Raw genomic sequence first — 16,450 nt, 5'->3', positions numbered from 1 at the left:
ACGGCAGATGGACGATCGAGCAGACGAGGTGCTGGCCTTTTGGGAAAAGTCCGGGCCAGAGATGTGGTACAGGAAAGACGACGGGTTCGACGCGCAGATCACCGAGCGTTTCGGACCCTTGTGGGACGAGGCCGCCGGCGGCGCGCTGGATGAAGGTTGGGCGACCAATCCGCAGGGGGCGCTGTCCCTCATCATCCTGCTGGACCAGTTCCCGCGCAACATTTTCCGCGAGGATCCGCGCGCCTTCGCCACCGATGATCGCGCCCGTACGATTGCCTGCTACGCGCTGGAACGGCGCTGGGACATGCGTGTCGATGGCCCGATGCGGCAGTTCTTCTACATGCCCTTCATGCATTCCGAACGGCTGACCGATCAGGATCATTGCGTGCGCCTGATGGCCGGGCGGATGGAGGGCACGGACAACCTGCTGCATGCACGGGTGCATCGCGAGATCATCCGCCGCTTCAACCGCTTTCCCTACCGGAACGCGGCCCTTGGCCGGGTCTCGACCGAGGCCGAGCGCGATTTCCTTGAGAACGGTGGCTACGGCGCCATCCTGTCCGAGGTGCAGGCGGCCTGACCCGGGGGTGCCTTGCGTGACGGGAAAACCTGCCTTGCGCGCAATTTCGTGGCTTTGCGTCCCGTGGCCAATTTGTTTAACGTTGAACAAATTGGATTTCGCCGGGAGGACAGACCGTGGCCGGAGAGACTTTTGACGTTGTGGTAATCGGGGCGGGGCCGGGCGGCTATGTCGCCGCGATCCGGGCCAGCCAGCTTGGCCTGAAGGTGGCCATCGTCGAACGCGAGCATATGGGCGGGATCTGCCTGAACTGGGGCTGCATCCCCACCAAGGCGATGCTGCGCTCGGCCGAGGTGTTCCACCTGATGCACCGCGCCAAGGAGTTCGGCCTGAAGGCCGATGGCATCGGTTACGACATCGACGCGGTGGTCAAACGCTCGCGCGGGGTGGCCAAGCAGCTCAGCTCGGGCGTGGCGCACCTGATGAAGAAGAACAAGGTCACCGTCGTGATGGGCGAGGCCACGATCCCTGCCAAGGGCAAGGTCTCGGTCAAGACCGACAAGGGCACCGAGGAGCTGTCCGCCAAGAACATCATCCTCGCCACCGGGGCGCGGGCCCGCGAATTGCCCGGGCTGGAGGGCGACGGTAAGCGCGTCTGGACCTACAAGACGGCCCTGACCCCGCCGCATATGCCCAAGAAACTGCTCGTCATCGGCTCGGGCGCCATCGGCATCGAGTTCGCCAGCTTCTACAATACGCTGGGGACCGAGACGACCGTGGTCGAGGTGATGGACCGCATCCTGCCGGTCGAAGACGCCGAGATCAGCGCCTTCGCCAAGAAGTCCTTTGAAAAGCAGGGGATGAAGATCCTGCAAAAGGCGATGGTCAAGCAACTCGATCGCGGGGCCGACACGGTGACCGCCCATATCGAGGTGGGTGGCAAGGTCGAAAAGCACGAGTTCGACACGGTGATCTCGGCCGTGGGCATTGTCGGCAACACCGAGGGGCTCGGGCTTGAAAAGCTGGGCGTGAAGATCGACCGCACCCATGTCGTGACGGACGCCTACTGCCGCACGGGCGTCGAGGGGCTCTACGCCATCGGCGACATCGCGGGCGCGCCATGGCTGGCGCATAAGGCGTCGCACGAGGGCGTCATGGTGGCCGAACTGATCTCGGGCAAGAACAACGTCCACCCCGTGAAACCCGAAAGCATCGCAGGCTGCACTTATTGTCATCCGCAGGTCGCCAGCGTCGGCCTGACCGAGGCGAAAGCCAAGGAGAAGGGCCATCAGGTCAAGGTCGGTCGCTTCCCCTTCATCGGCAACGGCAAAGCTATCGCGCTTGGCGAACCCGAGGGGATGATCAAGACGGTGTTCGACGCCAAGACGGGCGAATTGCTTGGCGCACACATGATCGGGGCCGAGGTGACCGAGCTGATCCAGGGCTATGTCGTGGGGCAGAAGCTGGAGACCACGGAAGAGGACCTGATGGAAACCGTCTTCCCGCACCCGACACTCAGCGAGATGATGCACGAATCCGTGCTCGACGCCTTCGACCGGGTTATCCACATCTGAAGGCCACGGCGCCCAGGACAAGGGGCGGCCCGATTGGGGCCGCCCTTTTCTTTTTCGTCCCTTACTCCAGCGTGATCGGCACCGACGCCACGGCGGTGCGGTCCTGGTCGAGGAAATAGCGGATCACGTAGGCGCCCGGTTCTTCGGGTAATTGAAGCCGCGCAGGGGAACCATCACGGGTGTAGGCGTATCGTGCCCACTGGCTGCCTTGCCCGTCGGCCCGCCCGATCCCGATATAGTCGCCATCGTAATTCGGTCCGGTCCACCCAATCTCGATCGTGGTGCCGGCCTGCGCCGTGCCGGGCACCGTCAGCGCGGCCTCGACCGGGCTGAGCGTGATCGGAACCTCGGCGATCGCGGTTCGATCCTGGTTGAGGAAATAGCGGATCACGTAGGCCCCCGGTTCCGGCGGCATGACCAGGCGGGCGGGGTTGCCGTCTCGGGTATAGCGATAATTCGCCCAGGCCGAGCCCTGACCGTCCGCACGCCCCACGCCGATATAGTCGTCGCGGTAATCCGGCCCCGTCCACCCCACTTCGATGGTCGAGCCCGCCACGGCGCTTGCGGGCGCGGTCAAGGATGCCTCGACGGCGCTGACCGTGATCGGAACCGACGCGATGGAGGTGCGATCCTGGTTCAGGAAATACTGGATCACGTACTCCCCGGGTTCTGCGGGGACCAGAAGGCTCAGCGGGTTTCCGTCGCGGGTGTAGCTGTAGTTGGCCCAGGCCGAGCCCTGACCATCAGCCCGTCCTATGCCGATATAGTCATCGGCATAGTTGGGTCCGGTCCATCCGACCTCGATCATGGATCCGGCGGTGGCGCTGGCCGGGGCCGTGATCGACGCGGCGACCTCGGACACGGTGATGGGGGCGCTGGCGATGGGGGTGCGATCCTGGTTCAGGAAGTACTGGATCAGATAATCGCCCGGCTCCGTCGGGATCAGGATGCGCGCCGGGGTCCCGTCGCGGGTGTAGGCGTAATTCTCCCAAGCGGACCCCTGTCCATCCGCGCGCCCGATGCCGATGTAGTCGTCGCGGTAGTTCGGCCCGGTCCAGCCGACCTCGATGGTCGATCCCACCGTTGCCGTGGCCGGCGCCGTGATCGACGCGGCGACCTCGGTCACGGCGATGGTGGCGCTGGCGATGGGCGTTCTGTCCTGCCGGAGGAAATACCGGATCACGTAGTCCCCCGGCGTTTCCGGCACGAGAAGTTGGCCGGGATTGCCGTCGGAGACGTTGAAGTAATTCTCCCAGGCCGAGCCTTGGCCATCGGCGCGGCCTATGCCGATATAGTCGCCCTCGTAGGCGGGTCCGGTCCAACCGATCTCGATGGTGGCCCCGGCAACAGCGCTTTCCGGCGCGGTGATCGAGGCCGCGACTTCGGTCACCGTGATCGTCGCGCTGGCGACGGGCGTTCTGTCCTGCCGGAGGAAATACTGGATTACATAGTCCCCCGGGGTTTCCGGCACGGTCAGGCTCAGCGGATTGCCCTGCCGTGTCCCGGTATAGTTCTCCCATGCACTGCCTTGGCCATCGGCGCGTCCGATGCCGATATAATCGTCGCGGTAGTCAGGCCCTGTCCACCCGACCTCGATGGTCGATCCGGCAGCGGCGGTCTCAGGCGCCGTGATGCTGGCCTCGACCGGCGTGACCGAAATCGGCACCGAGGTGATCCGGGTGCGGTCCTGACGGGCATAGTAGCTGATCAGGTATTCCCCGGGCGTCACGGGCACCAGAAGCTGGATCGGAGAGCCGTTGCGCGTTTCGACATAGTTCTCCCAGCCGCTGCCCCCGCCATCGGCCCGTCCGATCCCGATATAATCGTGGTCGTAATCGGGCCCGGTCCATCCGACCTCGATGGTCGAGCCGGCCACGGCGGTGCCGGGTGCCGTGATCGACGCCTCGACCGGTGTGACGGCGATCGGCGAGCTGGCAATGGGCGTGCGACCGTCGCGCAGGAAATACTGGATCACGTAGTCGCCCGCTTCGATGGGCATCAGAAGGCTGACGGGGTTGCCACGGCTGGTTTCGGTATAGTTCACCCAGGCCGAGCCTTCGCCGTCGGCGCGACCGATGCCGATATAGTCATTGGCCTCGTTCGGGCCGTCCCAGCCAACCTCGATGGTCGAGCCTGCCACGGCGCTGGCCGGCGCGGTGATCGTCGCGCGTTGTTGCGGTTCAGGGAAGACCACGGCGATCTCGCGCGGCTGATCCACGATGACGAAATCAACGCTCTGTTCGATTTCCTGAGCCGTCCAGTAGGCGGTGACGCGGTAGGCCCCGCGCGTCAGGCCCAACGCGGCCGGGTTCGCCGGTGCGATCTCGGTGGCGGTGGCAAGGGGCGTGACCTCCCAGATGACCGGATCGGTGATCAGGGGGCCGGCCTCGCCGCCGATCCGCGCCGAGAAGGTCACGTCGACCATCAGCGCGGGCAGGGGGAAGATCACCTCTTGCGGAGTGTTCGCGGCGACGGTGAAGCTGGCCTCATGCGTGGTTTCCTGAGCCACGCGATAGACCGACAGGCGGTAATCGCCCGGCAACAGCGCGACATTGCCGCCCGGCGCCTCGACCGGCCCGAGCAAGTGCTGCCCCGCGCCGTCGAACAGGGTCCAGATCAAGGGCGAGGCAGGCACGGTCATGTCCGGCTCGACCCGCGCGGTGAAGGTCACGGGCACGGTTTCCACGATCTCGGGCATGGACACGACGATCGGGCCGGGCATTCCCTCAATCACACTGAACGCCGTCTGGTAGGTGGCCGGGCCATCGGCTTCTGCCCGCGTGGCGCGGGCCACGTAGTCGCCGGGCATCAGCTCGGTCGTGATCGCAGGGCCTTGCGTGCCGGTCGACAGAACCTCGCCCGCGCCGGACAGGAGCGTCCAGCCAATGGGCCGCGTCGGCACGCCGCCCGAGGGGGTCAGCCGCGCCTCGATCCGCAGGGGCGTGGGTTGCACCGCCGGGGCCATGACGACTTGCTCAAGGGCTGCCGAAAGCTCCGACGCGTTGTCGGCGGTCAGGAACAGGCCGCCGGTATTGTCGGCGATGCACTGCATCTGCGCCCGCGCCTCGGGTTCAGAGGCGACGTCGAAGCCGATGACATGCGCGGTGAAGCCCACGCCTGCGGCCTCAAGCTCGGCGGCCATGGCGCAGGGGTCGGGGTTGCAGTTCTCGATCCCGTCCGAGACGAGGATGACGGTTGCCGGTTCCTCGGTATGCCGCAGCGACCGGGCCGCGGCGACCACGGCATCCGTCATCGGCGTGCGCCCGCGCGGGTTGATGGCATTGACCGCCTCCAGGATGCGGTCCTGCGTGAAGGGGGCAGGCTCGACGATGGTCTCGATATCGGTGCAACTGCCGCGCTGGCGGTGCCCGTAAACGGTCAGCCCCAGCGATTGCTCGTCCGGCATATCCCCAAGCAAATCCGCAATGACTTCGCGGGCGATGACGATCTTGTTCACGCCATCGATCTGGCCCCACATCGACCCCGACCCGTCCAGCACGAGGATCGTGTTCGCCCGGTCAGGAGCTTGCGCCACGGCGGCGAAGGGCAGAAGAAGCAAGGTGAGAAGGGCGTAAATCATGCGGCGCATCTGAAGATGTCCTTGTCGTCGAGAATGAAATTTTGGCTTGCGCATTGGCAGTGAGACACCACCGCCTCGTCCGAAGGCTAGGCCGAGTCGCCATTTCCGCAAAGGTCGGGATTTCCGCAGCGTCATCGCATGCTTGCTTGACGGCCATGTGGCGCGGTGCGAAGCCCGCCGGATGACGCGTCAAGCCACCCCCTGGCCCCTGATCGGGGCGCTGTATCTTGCCGGGCTGGTGGCCGCCGCGCAATTCGCCAAGGTTTCCGTCACCCTCGACGCGTTGGAGCGTGCCTATCCCGGCGCGCCCGTCGCCTTTGCCGTGTCCGGCGTGGCGGTGATGGGGGTGCTTTTCGGTGTGCTGGCCGGGGGTGTTGTGGCCAGCCTCGGACCGCGGCGCGCGATCCTGATCGCGCTTGGTGTCTCGGCGTTCGCCGGGGCGTTGCAGGCGAGTTTGCCGCCCTTTCCCGTGTTGATGGGGCTGCGGGTCGTCGAAGGCGCGGGGCATCTCGGCCTTGTTGTCGCGATCCCCACGCTGATGGCGGGGCTGGCCAGTGACCGCGACCGCCCGATGGTGATGGGGCTTTGGGCGACCTTCTTCGGGGTGGGCTTCAGCCTGACGGCGGTTCTGGCAGGCGAATCCGCCGGTTGGGTTTACGGCGTCCATGCCGGGCTTGCCGGGCTTATTGCCTTTGTCCTTTGGCGCATGCTGCCGCGCGGTGTCAGCGGGGAACGTCGCGCCGCGCCGGGCCTTGCCGATCATCTGGCGATCTACGCCACGCCGCGCCTGTTCGCCCCGGCGCTTGGCCACGGCATCTACGCGGTCCTGTTCCTCGCCTTGGTCACCTATCTCCCCCAAGCCCTTGGGGCCGGCTGGCTGGCGGCCGTCTTGCCCCTTGCCGGGTTGGCCGGGTCCCTGGCGGCGGGCCTTCTGGCGCGTCGCATCGCGCCGGGGCGTCTGGTCCCGTTCGGGTTTTTCCTCATGGCGATCCTTTTCGCGGCGACATGGGCGGCCGGGCCGCTGGCGCCGGGTCTGGCCGTGATCGCTATGGCGGTCAGCGGAGTGGTGGCCGGGGCCGGGTTCGCCGCCGTGCCCTGGCTGAACGACACGGCGCCCGACCGGGCGCTTTCCAACGGGGCCTTGGCGCAGCTTGGCAATGTCGGCACCTTCTCGGGCACCCCGCTCCTCGCCGCCCTGGGCGCCGGCGCCTCCTTGCCCTTTGCGATCGCGATCGGAGTGTTGGGCGGCGCGGCGACGCTGGTGGCATACCGCGCCGCGACACGGGCCTTGCCCGTCCGGGGCTAAAGCTCGTCGCGGTCTTCCAGCCAATTCCGCAGCGTTCGGCGCTGCCACCTGGACCGGATCTGCTTCGTCAAGATCGTTTGCGGCACGAAGATCGGCGCACCGCTTTCGAAATGCTTGGCTTCGAAGCACTTGCTGGCCGCCACCAGATGAGTCCCCTGATCCGAAATCGCGACCACCGTGACCCACATGGACCTGAGCGCATCACGCTCGATTTCCACGTTCAGGCGCGCACGGGCCCGGTTCATCAAATCCGCCAGGCTGCCGAGGTCACGTACCTCGCCCTGACCCAGGGGGCCTTGCGTCGTGCGCTCCAACGGGGACGTCACGGCCTCGTCATTCAATTCATCGCGATCCGTCACAACGGCGCGCGATGTGCTGTCCCGCTGGCCGAAATCCACGACCACCGCCAGCAGGTAGATCGGCTCCTGTCCCATGTTGGTGACGAGGCAGCGCGCATTTTCGCCCTTGGCCGCGCCGCGGTCGATGTGGATCGAGCTGCGCCTTTGGCGGCGATAGGTCGTGAGGAAAACCTGCAGGTAGATCAACCAGATCGCCACCATGGCCAGATTGGCCAGGGGAGAGATCACCTGGGCGTGCTGTGCAATGAAATCCGTCATGGTGCCTCCGCGCGGTGCAATTTCCAAACGCAGGCAGGGCGAAACGGGTCCGCCCAATGAAATCGCATTCTGCGGATTTCGGCATCATGCGGCGGACGTGTTCGTGCAATGTTCTCAAATTTCAGTTGGAGACTCACGGCCGCTCCCCTATCTACGCTAGGACGGTTAACGACAGGTTCCCCCATGCCCGAGTTGAAGCAGATCGAGGTGCGCGGCGCGCGCGAGCACAACCTCAAGAATATCGACCTCGATATTCCGCGCGACCAGTTGGTGGTGATCACGGGCCTGTCCGGCTCGGGCAAATCCTCGCTTGCCTTCGACACGATCTATGCCGAGGGGCAGCGGCGCTATGTCGAAAGCCTGTCGGCCTATGCACGGCAATTCCTCGACATGATGGAAAAGCCCGATGTCGATCACATCAGCGGCCTGAGTCCCGCGATTTCCATCGAGCAGAAGACCACCAGCAAGAACCCGCGCTCGACGGTCGGCACGGTGACCGAGATCTACGACTACCTGCGCCTTTTGTTCGCGCGGGCGGGCACGCCTTATTCGCCCGCCACCGGCCAGCCCATCGAAGCGCAGCAGGTGCAGGACATGGTCGACCGGGTCATGGCGATGGAGGAGGGGACGCGCGCCTACCTGCTGGCCCCCATCGTGCGCGACCGCAAGGGCGAGTATCGCAAGGAATTCCTCGAACTGCGCAAGCAGGGCTTCCAGCGGGTGAAGGTGGACGGGTCCTTCTACGAGTTGGACGAACCGCCGACGCTGGACAAGAAATTCCGCCATGACATCGACGTCGTGGTCGACCGTATCGTGGTCCGCGAGGGCGCCGAGACGCGGCTGGCCGACAGTTTCCGCACCGCGCTGGACCTCGCCGACGGGATCGCCATCCTCGAAACCGCCCCGCGCGAGGACGAGGGGGAGCCCGAACGCATCACCTTCTCCGAGAATTTCGCCTGCCCGGTTTCGGGTTTCACCATCCCCGAGATCGAGCCGCGCCTGTTTTCCTTCAACGCCCCCTTCGGGGCCTGCCCGAAATGCGACGGGCTTGGCGTCGAGCTGTTCTTTGACGAACGCCTGATGGTGCCCGACGCGGCCCTGTCGCTGGAAGACGGGGCCATCGCGCCCTGGCGCAAGGGCAAGTCGCCCTATTTCCTGCAAACGATCCAGGCCATCGCCAAACACTACGGGTTCAACCCCAAGACCAAGTGGAAGGACCTTCCGCCCGACGTGCAGCAGGTGTTCCTGCGCGGGTCGGGCGAGACGGAAATCAAGTTCCGCTACGACGAGGGCGGGCGCGTCTACCAGGTCGAGCGCAGCTTCGAAGGGGTGATCCCCAACATGGAGCGCCGCTATCGCGAGACAGACAGCGCCTGGATCCGCGAAGAGTTCGAACGCTACCAGAACAACCGCCCCTGCGGCGCCTGTGGCGGCTACCGCCTGCGCGAAGAGGCATTGGCGGTGAAGATCGCAGGCCTGCATGTCGGGCAGGTCGTGCAGATGTCGATCAAGGAGGCGTTCAAGTGGTGCGAGACGGTGCCGGCGCACCTGACGCAACAGAAGAACGAGATCGCCCGGGCGATCCTCAAGGAAATCCGCGAGCGGCTTGGGTTCCTGAACAATGTCGGCCTTGAATACCTGACGCTCAGCCGCAATGCCGGGACGCTCTCGGGCGGCGAAAGCCAGCGTATCCGCTTGGCCAGCCAGATCGGGTCCGGCCTGACCGGGGTGCTTTACGTGCTGGACGAACCCTCCATCGGTCTGCACCAGCGCGACAATGACCGGCTGCTGACGACGCTCAAGAACCTGCGCGATCAGGGAAACACGGTCATCGTCGTCGAACATGACGAAGAGGCCGTGCGCGAGGCCGATTACGTCTTCGACATCGGCCCCGGCGCCGGTGTGCATGGCGGCCAGATCGTGGCGCAGGGGACGCCGGCGGAAATCGCCGCCGATCCGGCCTCGATCACCGGGCAGTACCTGTCGGGTACGCGCGAAATTTCGGTGCCGGCCAAGCGCCGCAAGGGCAACGGGAAATCCCTGACCGTGGTCAAGGCGACCGGCAACAACCTCAAGGAGGTGACCGCCAAGTTCCCCTTGGGCAAGTTCGTCTGCGTGACCGGCGTCTCCGGCGGCGGCAAGTCGACCCTGACCATCGAAACGCTGTTCAAGACCGCCTCGATGAAACTGAACGGCGCGCGCCAGACGCCTGCGCCCTGCGAGACGATCAAGGGGCTGGAACATCTCGACAAGGTGATCGACATCGACCAGCGGCCCATCGGGCGCACGCCACGGTCGAACCCGGCGACCTATACCGGCGCCTTCACGCCGATCCGCGACTGGTTCGCGGGCCTGCCCGAGGCCAAGGCGCGGGGCTACAAGCCCGGGCGCTTCAGCTTCAACGTCAAGGGCGGGCGCTGCGAGGCGTGCCAGGGCGATGGGGTCATCAAGATCGAGATGCACTTCCTGCCGGACGTCTACGTCACCTGCGAGACCTGCAAGGGCGCGCGCTACAACCGCGAAACGCTGGAGGTCAAGTTCAAGGGCAAGTCCATCGCCGATGTTCTCGACATGACGGTCGAGGACGCGCAGGAATTCTTCAAGGCGGTGCCCTCGATCCGAGAGAAGATGGACGCGCTGGTGCGGGTCGGGCTGGGCTATATCAAGGTGGGCCAGCAGGCGACGACGCTTTCGGGCGGCGAGGCGCAGCGGGTCAAGCTGTCGAAGGAACTGGCCAAGCGGTCCACGGGGCGCACACTCTACATCCTCGACGAGCCGACGACGGGGCTGCATTTCGAGGATGTGAAGAAACTGCTCGAGGTGCTGCACGAACTGGTGGAGCAGGGCAACACGGTGGTGGTGATCGAGCACAACCTCGATGTCATCAAGACCGCCGACTGGATCGTCGATATCGGCCCGGAAGGCGGCGATGGCGGTGGCCAGATCGTGGCCGAAGGCACGCCGGAAGAGGTGGCCGAGGTCGAACGCTCGCATACCGGGCGCTATCTCAAGCCGATGTTGCAGCCCCGCAAGCACGCCGCCGAGTGATCGGCCAGAGGGTGCGCCGCGTGTCACGCGTCGCCCGGTGAAGCCACGGCGGGGGCCTTGAGCCCCCTCCGCGGCTTGCCTCCGGCGGGCATATTTTTCAGGATAAAGATCGGGCGAACTGGTCACCGGGGGTGGTGTGATGGCACGACGGCCGAAAATCGGGTTGGCGCTAGGGTCGGGCGGTGCGCGGGGGTGGTGCCACCTCGGGGTTCTGTCCGTTCTGGACGAGATGGGCGTCGAGGCCGATATCGTGGCGGGCTGCTCGATGGGGGCGCTGGTGGGCGCGGCCGAGGCGGGCGGTGTCCGGTCGAACCTGACGGACTGGGCCTTGGCGCTGACCCATTCCAGGTTTCTCAGCCTTGTCGACCTGCGCCTGTCCGCGGGCGGGCTGGTGGCGGGGCGCGAGATCGCCAATGTCCTGTCTGAATGGGGCCTCGAATGCGAGATCGAGAGCCTGTCGCGCTCCTTCACCGCCGTGGCGACCCGGTTGGATAACGGGCGCGAGATCTGGCTGGGGCAGGGGCCGTTGCTGCCCGCTGTCCGGGCGTCCCTGGCCATTCCGGGGCTATTCACGCCGCAGTCCATCGACGGGCATTGGCTGGTCGATGGTGGCCTGACCAACCCGGTCCCTGTCTCCGTGGCCCGGGCGCGCGGGGCGGATGTAATCATCGCCGTCAACCCGAATGCCAAACCCTCGGGGCGGGTCTGGGTGCCGGAGGCCGGGGAGGGCGCGGGGATCTGGGCCGCGCTGGAGCAGCGATTCATGGATTTGCTGCCCCAGGACTGGCGTCCGGAGCCGGACGAGGCGGCTGGCCAGCCGGCCCCGCAAGCTATCGAAGCGGTCAACGCGGCGCTCGACATGCTGACCGAATACCTGCGCCGGACCCGCGCGGCGGCCGATCCGCCGGATGTGAGCATCGAGGTCGATCTGACGGACCTGTCGGCCCTGTCCTTCTTCGAGGCGGAAAAGGCGATCGAGGCGGGGCGCAAGGCGGCGCTGGCCAAGCGCGATCAGATCGCGGGTGCGCTGGAGGCGGCGGGGCTGACCCTCAAGGCGTGACCATCAGGCGCTCCAGCCCATGGAAATGGTAGATATCGGCGTAGCGCGCGGGTTCGGACAACCGCAGGTCGGGGCAAAGCGCGAAAAGGTTGTTCAGCGCGATCTGTAGCTCCAATCGCGCAAGCGGGGCGCCGACGCAGAAATGCAGCCCCGCGCCGAAGGCGAGGTTGGCCGGGCCACCGCGGGTCGGGTCGAAACGGGTCGCCTCGGGATAGGCCCTGTCGTCCTGCCCCGCCGAGGCCAGCAGAAGGCCCACCTGGTCGCCGCGCCGGAACTGGTGGCCGAAATACGCGACATCTTCATAGGCCCATCGCGTGAACAGATGCAGCGGCGGGTCGAGGCGCAGGATCTCTTCGACGAAGCCCTCGGCATCGCCCGTCGGGCGAAGACCGCGGTCGAGCGCGAGGTTCACCCCATTGCCCATCGTGTGAACCGTCGCCTCGTGCCCGGCATTCAGGAGCAGGATGCAGGTGGTGATCATCTCGTCCGTCGAGAGCCTGGCGCCGTCCTGCTCTGTCGCGATCAGCGCCGAGATCAGGTCATCGCGCGGGTCGGTCCTGCGGCGGTCGATATAGCCGCGCATGAAGGCGACGAACTCTTCCGTGGCGGCGACGGCAAGGTCTTCGTCCGCCCGTGTGCGCCCGGCCCGGTACATCATGACCATCGCGTTGGACCAGCGCAGCAGGTCGGGGGCCATCTCTTCGGGCACACCCAGCTGCCGGGCGATGACGATCACCGGGATCGGGCGGCAGAAGGCATCGAGCAGGTCGAAGGGCGCGTCGGGAAATCGCGCGATCAGGTTGCGGGACAGGGTGTCGATCTCGGGCGCCATGGCCTTCATCCGGCGCGAGGTGAAAGCGCGCAGGACGAGGCCGCGCAGCCGCGTATGGCGGGGCGGCTCAAGCTCCAGCATCGAATGTGCCTCGACGGCGTAGAACGGCGCGAGGTGGTCGGGGATCGGCAAGGGGGCGATCGGTTCGCGCCCGAACCGCCGGTCGCGCAGAAGCGCGTTGACGGCCTCATGCGTCGTGGCCACCGGCATGTCGTAGTCGGCCCAGACCACAAGCGGACCGGCAGCGCGGGCGCGGGCATAGAACGGGTAGGGGTTCTGGACGAACGCGTCGTCGGTGGGGGATTGGTGCAAGGTCTTCATGGCCGTGGTTGTGGCGCAAAGGCTGCCCTGTTCCCAGTCCCGGCCAAAAGAAAAACCGGCCGCGCCCCCAGGCACAGCCGGTTTGCTTGGATGTCCGGATGGACGGTCAGTCGGCGCCGCGCACCGAGATGGTCGCGTTCGGATCCGGGCGGATGACCTTCTGGATGAAGAAGATGCCGACCGCGGCACCTATGCCGATCACGTCACTGACCAGCCCGCCCTCGATCATGAACAGGGCGGCGACGATCAGGCCCACGCGCAGGAACCACGCGGTGCGCCCGCCCATGAACCAGCCCTGCACGCCCGAGGACAGAAGGAACACGCCGAAGGTCGCGGTAATGCCGGCGCGGATGATCTCGAACGCGCTGCCCTCCATCAGGATGGCGCTGTTGTAGAAGAACATGAAGGGCACGATGAAGGCCGCGATGCCGATCTTGAAGGACGCGACCGAGGTTTCCATCGGATTGGCCCCCGAGATGCCGGCGGCGGCGTAGCTGGCCAGTGCCACCGGGGGCGTGATGGCCGAGACCACGGCGAAGTAGAAGACGAAGAAATGTGCCGTCAGCGTGGCGGTGCTTTGCTCCATGCCATTCTCGACGAAGAGGCTGACGAGACCCGGCGCAACGACCGAGGCCGCAACCGCGTAGGCGGCCGTCGTGGGCATGCCCATGCCAAGCAGGATCGCAATGCCCATGGCGAAGATCAGGGCCAGCAGGTTCGATGCCCCGGCCAGATCGAGCAGAACCGCCGAGAACCGTGCGCCCACGCCGGTCAGGCTGATGACGCCCACGATGATGCCAGCCGCCGCACAGACCGCGATGATCTGGATCGACATGACACCGGCCAGTTCAAAGGCCTTGAGGATCGACCGTAGCCCCATCCGGTGCGGCGTCAGCCAGCTGACCACGGCTGCTGCGACCGTTGCGAGCGTTCCGGCCCGGATCACGGAATAGCCAAGGAACAGCGCCACGATCAGGATGATGATCGGCACGAACAGGTAGATCTGTTTCGCCAGTGCGCGGAACTTGGGCAATTCGTCTTCGCGCATGCCGCGCATGTGCAGCTTGGCCGCCTCGAAATCGACCATGAAGTAGATCGACGCGAAATAGAGGATCGCCGGGATGATCGCGGCGATGGCGATCTCCTGGTAGGGGATGCCGGTGATCTCGGCCATGATGAAGGCACCCGCGCCCATGATCGGCGGCATGATCTGCCCACCGGTCGAGGCCGCGGCCTCGATCGCGCCCGAGGTCTTCTTCTGGTAGCCGACCCGCTTCATCAGCGGGATGGTCAGGGACCCGGTGGCGACCACGTTGCCCGCGGAGGTGCCGTTGATCATCCCCATCAGGCCCGAGGCGAAGATCGCCACCTTGGCGGGGCCGCCGCGCGCGCGCCCTGCCGCGGCAAAGGCGAAGTTGACGAAATAGTCGCCCACTTTCGAGGCCTGCAGGAAGGCGGCGAAGATGATGAAGAGGATGATGTAGGTCGAGGACACGGCGGTTGTCGGCCCGAGGATGCCCGCGTCCGAATAGACATGGCCGAAGAAGCGCTGCCAGCTATAGGCATTCTGAACGGCCAGGATGCCGGGCAACAAATGGGCCGTGAACGTGTAGAGCAGGAAGATGCCCGTGATGACCACCAGCGCGAGGCCCGCCACGCGGCGCGTCAGTTCGAGGATCATCGCGGCCCCCGCCGTCGCGGCAAAGGCGACGCCGATCGGCACGAAGGGCGTGCCGACCGAGTTGCGCGCGGCCGTGCCGTAGATCGCGACAAGGTAGATAGCCACGACAACAGCACAAGCGGCCAGAACCACGTCAGAGGCGGCGTAACGTTCGCGCCCCCGCCGTTCCAGCCAGCCGGTGACGATAGCGCCGCCGGTGGCGATCAGCAGCGGAATGCCGAACCACCGGATCTCGGTCTGGTAGATCTCGGTGCCGGGAAAGGCGGCCCATGTGGTCAGCCCGCCCATCTGCGGCAGCTCGCCCGACGCGATGGTCTGCATGAAGCCGATGGCGGTGAAGCCCGCCACGCCCGCCGGTATCAACAGGATCGCTGCGATGATGGACAGCCAGGGCGTGTCTTTGTGCGCCTTGCCGTCGAAGGTATGGGCGGAAAACAACAGGAACCCGAGCGCCAGCGCGCCGGCGATGTGGACGATGCGGAAATTCCACGTCTCCATCGGGAATTGCGGCAGGAACGGGATCTCGATCCCCGTCCAATCGGAAATCGACACGCCGTTCAGCGCGATCATGTGGAACGCGGCATAGATCGTGGAGAGCGTGGCGATGACAAGGTACCCCTTGCCCTCGAACAGCCGACGGTTGGACTCGATCGGTTCTTCATCGACGCCCTCGGCGAGGACGGTTCCCCCGACCTGGTCGTCATCGACCTTCTTGTCCTGGTCGCTCATGTGCTGTCCCCCCGTGACCCGAGTTTCGGTCGTCATGCCCCTGTGCTTCGGAGCTTGTAAAGAGGCCGCGCCCAGTGTTGGACGCGGCCGTTTTTCGTATCGGACCGGACGGGCCGTTGCACCCGGTCCGGACGTTTTACATGTCGCCGTGGATCATGTCATCGGGAATGTCGGCGCCGGCATTCTCTTCGAACCAGCGGGCCGCACCGGGGTGCCACATCATGACCGTGTTGCGATCCCAGTTCTCGGGCAGGGTCGAGGCGGCGGCACGGTGCACGTTCACCATGCGCTCGTTATCCGACATGACGATGTCCACGACGGCGTAGACAAAGCTTTCCGGTAGGTCGCAATTGGCGATCGCGAAGTTCCACATCGACACCGAGCGCGCCGGTTCTTCCAGCGTGGTGTAGGTCGAGGGGGCGATGTCGAATTGCGACACCGGGAAGGCTTCGAGGATCTGCGCCTGCTCTTCCTCGGTGAACTCGATGATGTTGATGTCGGTCTGCACTTCAAGCTGCGACACGGCCGGAACCGGCACGCCGGCGGCGAAGGCGATGACGTCAAGCAGGCCGTCCTGCAACTGGCCGCCAAGGTCCGACCAGCCGCCGTTGCGGCGCTCGAAAACGACGCCCAGCTCTTCCATCATGCGCGGGAAGTAGGTGTCCGAGGTCGAGCCTGCCGGGCCAAAGCCGATGCGTGCGCCCTCGGGGATTTCCGACACCGAGGTGATACCGGACGACGAAAGTGCCGTGATCGAGAACGGCGTCTGGTACATCGGGAACATCGCGCAGGCGTTGGTCATCTGCAGACCGGGCGCGATCGGGTTGGTGCCGGCCAGCGATTCAGCCGCCGGGCCCATGGTCGTCATGCCGAACTGCGCTTCGCCGGTATGCACCAGCGCCATGTTCTGCATGGGGCCACCGGTGACTTCGCCGCTGCCCGAAAGGCCCAGCTCTTCTGCGACCAGGTTTGCCCAGCCCGAGCCGTAGGCGAAGTAGGTGCCGCCCTGCGACGCCGTACCGACGGTAAAGCTTTCCGGCCAACCTTCGCGGTCCGCGTGCGCTTCGGCAAAGGCCATGCCCGTCGTCAGGGCCGTCGCCGTCGCAACGACGGTGAATTTCGCAAATGCGTTCGTTTTCATGTAATCCTCCACTGTTCTTTGCCGCCGGGCCTCAAGCCCTG

General features: G+C 65.8%; 10 protein-coding genes. 5 read left to right on the top strand and 5 right to left on the bottom strand.

What is annotated here, in order from left to right; all coding sequences use genetic code 11:
- Nucleotides 1-7: 7 nt before the first annotated feature.
- Together ABD923_RS14960 and lpdA are read left to right on the top strand one after the other, a co-directional pair.
- Nucleotides 8-580, top strand: a complete 573-nt coding sequence (locus ABD923_RS14960; RefSeq protein WP_259552982.1) for a DUF924 family protein — start codon at nucleotides 8-10, stop codon at nucleotides 578-580.
- 116 nt (nucleotides 581-696) lie between these two features.
- Entirely contained in the window at nucleotides 697-2,094 is a 1,398-nt protein-coding gene (gene lpdA, locus ABD923_RS14955; protein ID WP_259552983.1) for a dihydrolipoyl dehydrogenase, read from the top strand.
- A gap of 61 nt (nucleotides 2,095-2,155) precedes the next feature.
- Here lpdA and ABD923_RS14950 read toward each other — a convergent pair whose 3' ends face one another.
- Nucleotides 2,156-5,683, bottom strand: coding sequence for a VWA domain-containing protein (locus ABD923_RS14950; RefSeq protein WP_259552984.1), 3,528 nt, complete (start codon nucleotides 5,681-5,683; stop codon nucleotides 2,156-2,158).
- A gap of 172 nt (nucleotides 5,684-5,855) precedes the next feature.
- Here ABD923_RS14950 and ABD923_RS14945 point away from each other — a divergent pair, with 172 nt between their 5' ends.
- Nucleotides 5,856-6,980, top strand: a complete 1,125-nt coding sequence (locus ABD923_RS14945) for an MFS transporter (protein ID WP_259552986.1) — start codon at nucleotides 5,856-5,858, stop codon at nucleotides 6,978-6,980.
- On the opposite strand, the gene ABD923_RS14940 is transcribed toward ABD923_RS14945, so the two are convergent.
- Complete coding sequence (locus ABD923_RS14940) at nucleotides 6,977-7,597, bottom strand: hypothetical protein (RefSeq protein WP_345229522.1); 621 nt, start codon at nucleotides 7,595-7,597, stop codon at nucleotides 6,977-6,979. The two genes, ABD923_RS14945 and ABD923_RS14940, sit on opposite strands and share 4 nt — an antisense overlap.
- Nucleotides 7,598-7,780: 183 nt before the next feature.
- On the opposite strand from ABD923_RS14940, the gene uvrA reads away from it, so the two are divergent.
- Nucleotides 7,781-10,645 carry an excinuclease ABC subunit UvrA gene (uvrA, locus tag ABD923_RS14935; protein WP_259553011.1) on the top strand — a complete coding sequence of 955 codons (2,865 nt, stop codon included), beginning with the start codon at nucleotides 7,781-7,783 and terminating at the stop codon, nucleotides 10,643-10,645.
- A 139-nt stretch (nucleotides 10,646-10,784) separates the two neighbouring features.
- Entirely contained in the window at nucleotides 10,785-11,705 is a 921-nt protein-coding gene (locus tag ABD923_RS14930) for a patatin-like phospholipase family protein (RefSeq protein ID WP_259553013.1), read from the top strand.
- Here ABD923_RS14930 and ABD923_RS14925 read toward each other — a convergent pair.
- The 3 genes from ABD923_RS14925 to ABD923_RS14915 form a co-directional block, all read right to left on the bottom strand.
- Nucleotides 11,695-12,858, bottom strand: a complete 1,164-nt coding sequence (locus tag ABD923_RS14925) for a cytochrome P450 (RefSeq protein WP_259553020.1) — start codon at nucleotides 12,856-12,858, stop codon at nucleotides 11,695-11,697. The genes ABD923_RS14930 and ABD923_RS14925 overlap by 11 nt on opposite strands.
- A 106-nt stretch (nucleotides 12,859-12,964) precedes the next feature.
- Nucleotides 12,965-15,268 (bottom strand): TRAP transporter permease, encoded by a 2,304-nt coding sequence (locus ABD923_RS14920; protein WP_259553119.1) that lies wholly within the window; start codon nucleotides 15,266-15,268, stop codon nucleotides 12,965-12,967.
- Nucleotides 15,269-15,404: 136 nt separating this feature from the next.
- Complete coding sequence (locus ABD923_RS14915) at nucleotides 15,405-16,409, bottom strand: TAXI family TRAP transporter solute-binding subunit (RefSeq protein ID WP_259553027.1); 1,005 nt, start codon at nucleotides 16,407-16,409, stop codon at nucleotides 15,405-15,407.
- Nucleotides 16,410-16,450: the final 41 nt, after the last annotated feature.

The sequence above is a fragment of the [Roseibacterium] beibuensis genome (assembly GCF_039542305.1).
In the GTDB taxonomy this organism is placed as follows: domain Bacteria; phylum Pseudomonadota; class Alphaproteobacteria; order Rhodobacterales; family Rhodobacteraceae; genus Roseibacterium; species Roseibacterium beibuensis.
The sequence above is the reverse complement of the archived record's forward strand: the minus strand, read 5'-3'. Positions and strand labels throughout refer to the sequence as shown.

What these genes read in the sequence shown, in the direction of transcription:
- ABD923_RS14930 (WP_259553013.1), top strand. Translation starts at nt 10,785, where the DNA reads ATGGCACGACGGCCGAAAATCGGGTTGGCGCTAGGGTCGGGCGGTGCG.
- ABD923_RS14925 (WP_259553020.1), bottom strand. Translation starts at nt 12,858, where the DNA reads ATGAAGACCTTGCACCAATCCCCCACCGACGACGCGTTCGTCCAGAAC.
- ABD923_RS14920 (WP_259553119.1), bottom strand. Translation starts at nt 15,268, where the DNA reads ATGAGCGACCAGGACAAGAAGGTCGATGACGACCAGGTCGGGGGAACC.
- uvrA (WP_259553011.1), top strand. Translation starts at nt 7,781, where the DNA reads ATGCCCGAGTTGAAGCAGATCGAGGTGCGCGGCGCGCGCGAGCACAAC.
- ABD923_RS14945 (WP_259552986.1), top strand. Translation starts at nt 5,856, where the DNA reads ATGACGCGTCAAGCCACCCCCTGGCCCCTGATCGGGGCGCTGTATCTT.
- ABD923_RS14950 (WP_259552984.1), bottom strand. Translation starts at nt 5,683, where the DNA reads ATGCGCCGCATGATTTACGCCCTTCTCACCTTGCTTCTTCTGCCCTTC.
- ABD923_RS14940 (WP_345229522.1), bottom strand. Translation starts at nt 7,597, where the DNA reads ATGACGGATTTCATTGCACAGCACGCCCAGGTGATCTCTCCCCTGGCC.
- ABD923_RS14960 (WP_259552982.1), top strand. Translation starts at nt 8, where the DNA reads ATGGACGATCGAGCAGACGAGGTGCTGGCCTTTTGGGAAAAGTCCGGG.
- ABD923_RS14915 (WP_259553027.1), bottom strand. Translation starts at nt 16,409, where the DNA reads ATGAAAACGAACGCATTTGCGAAATTCACCGTCGTTGCGACGGCGACG.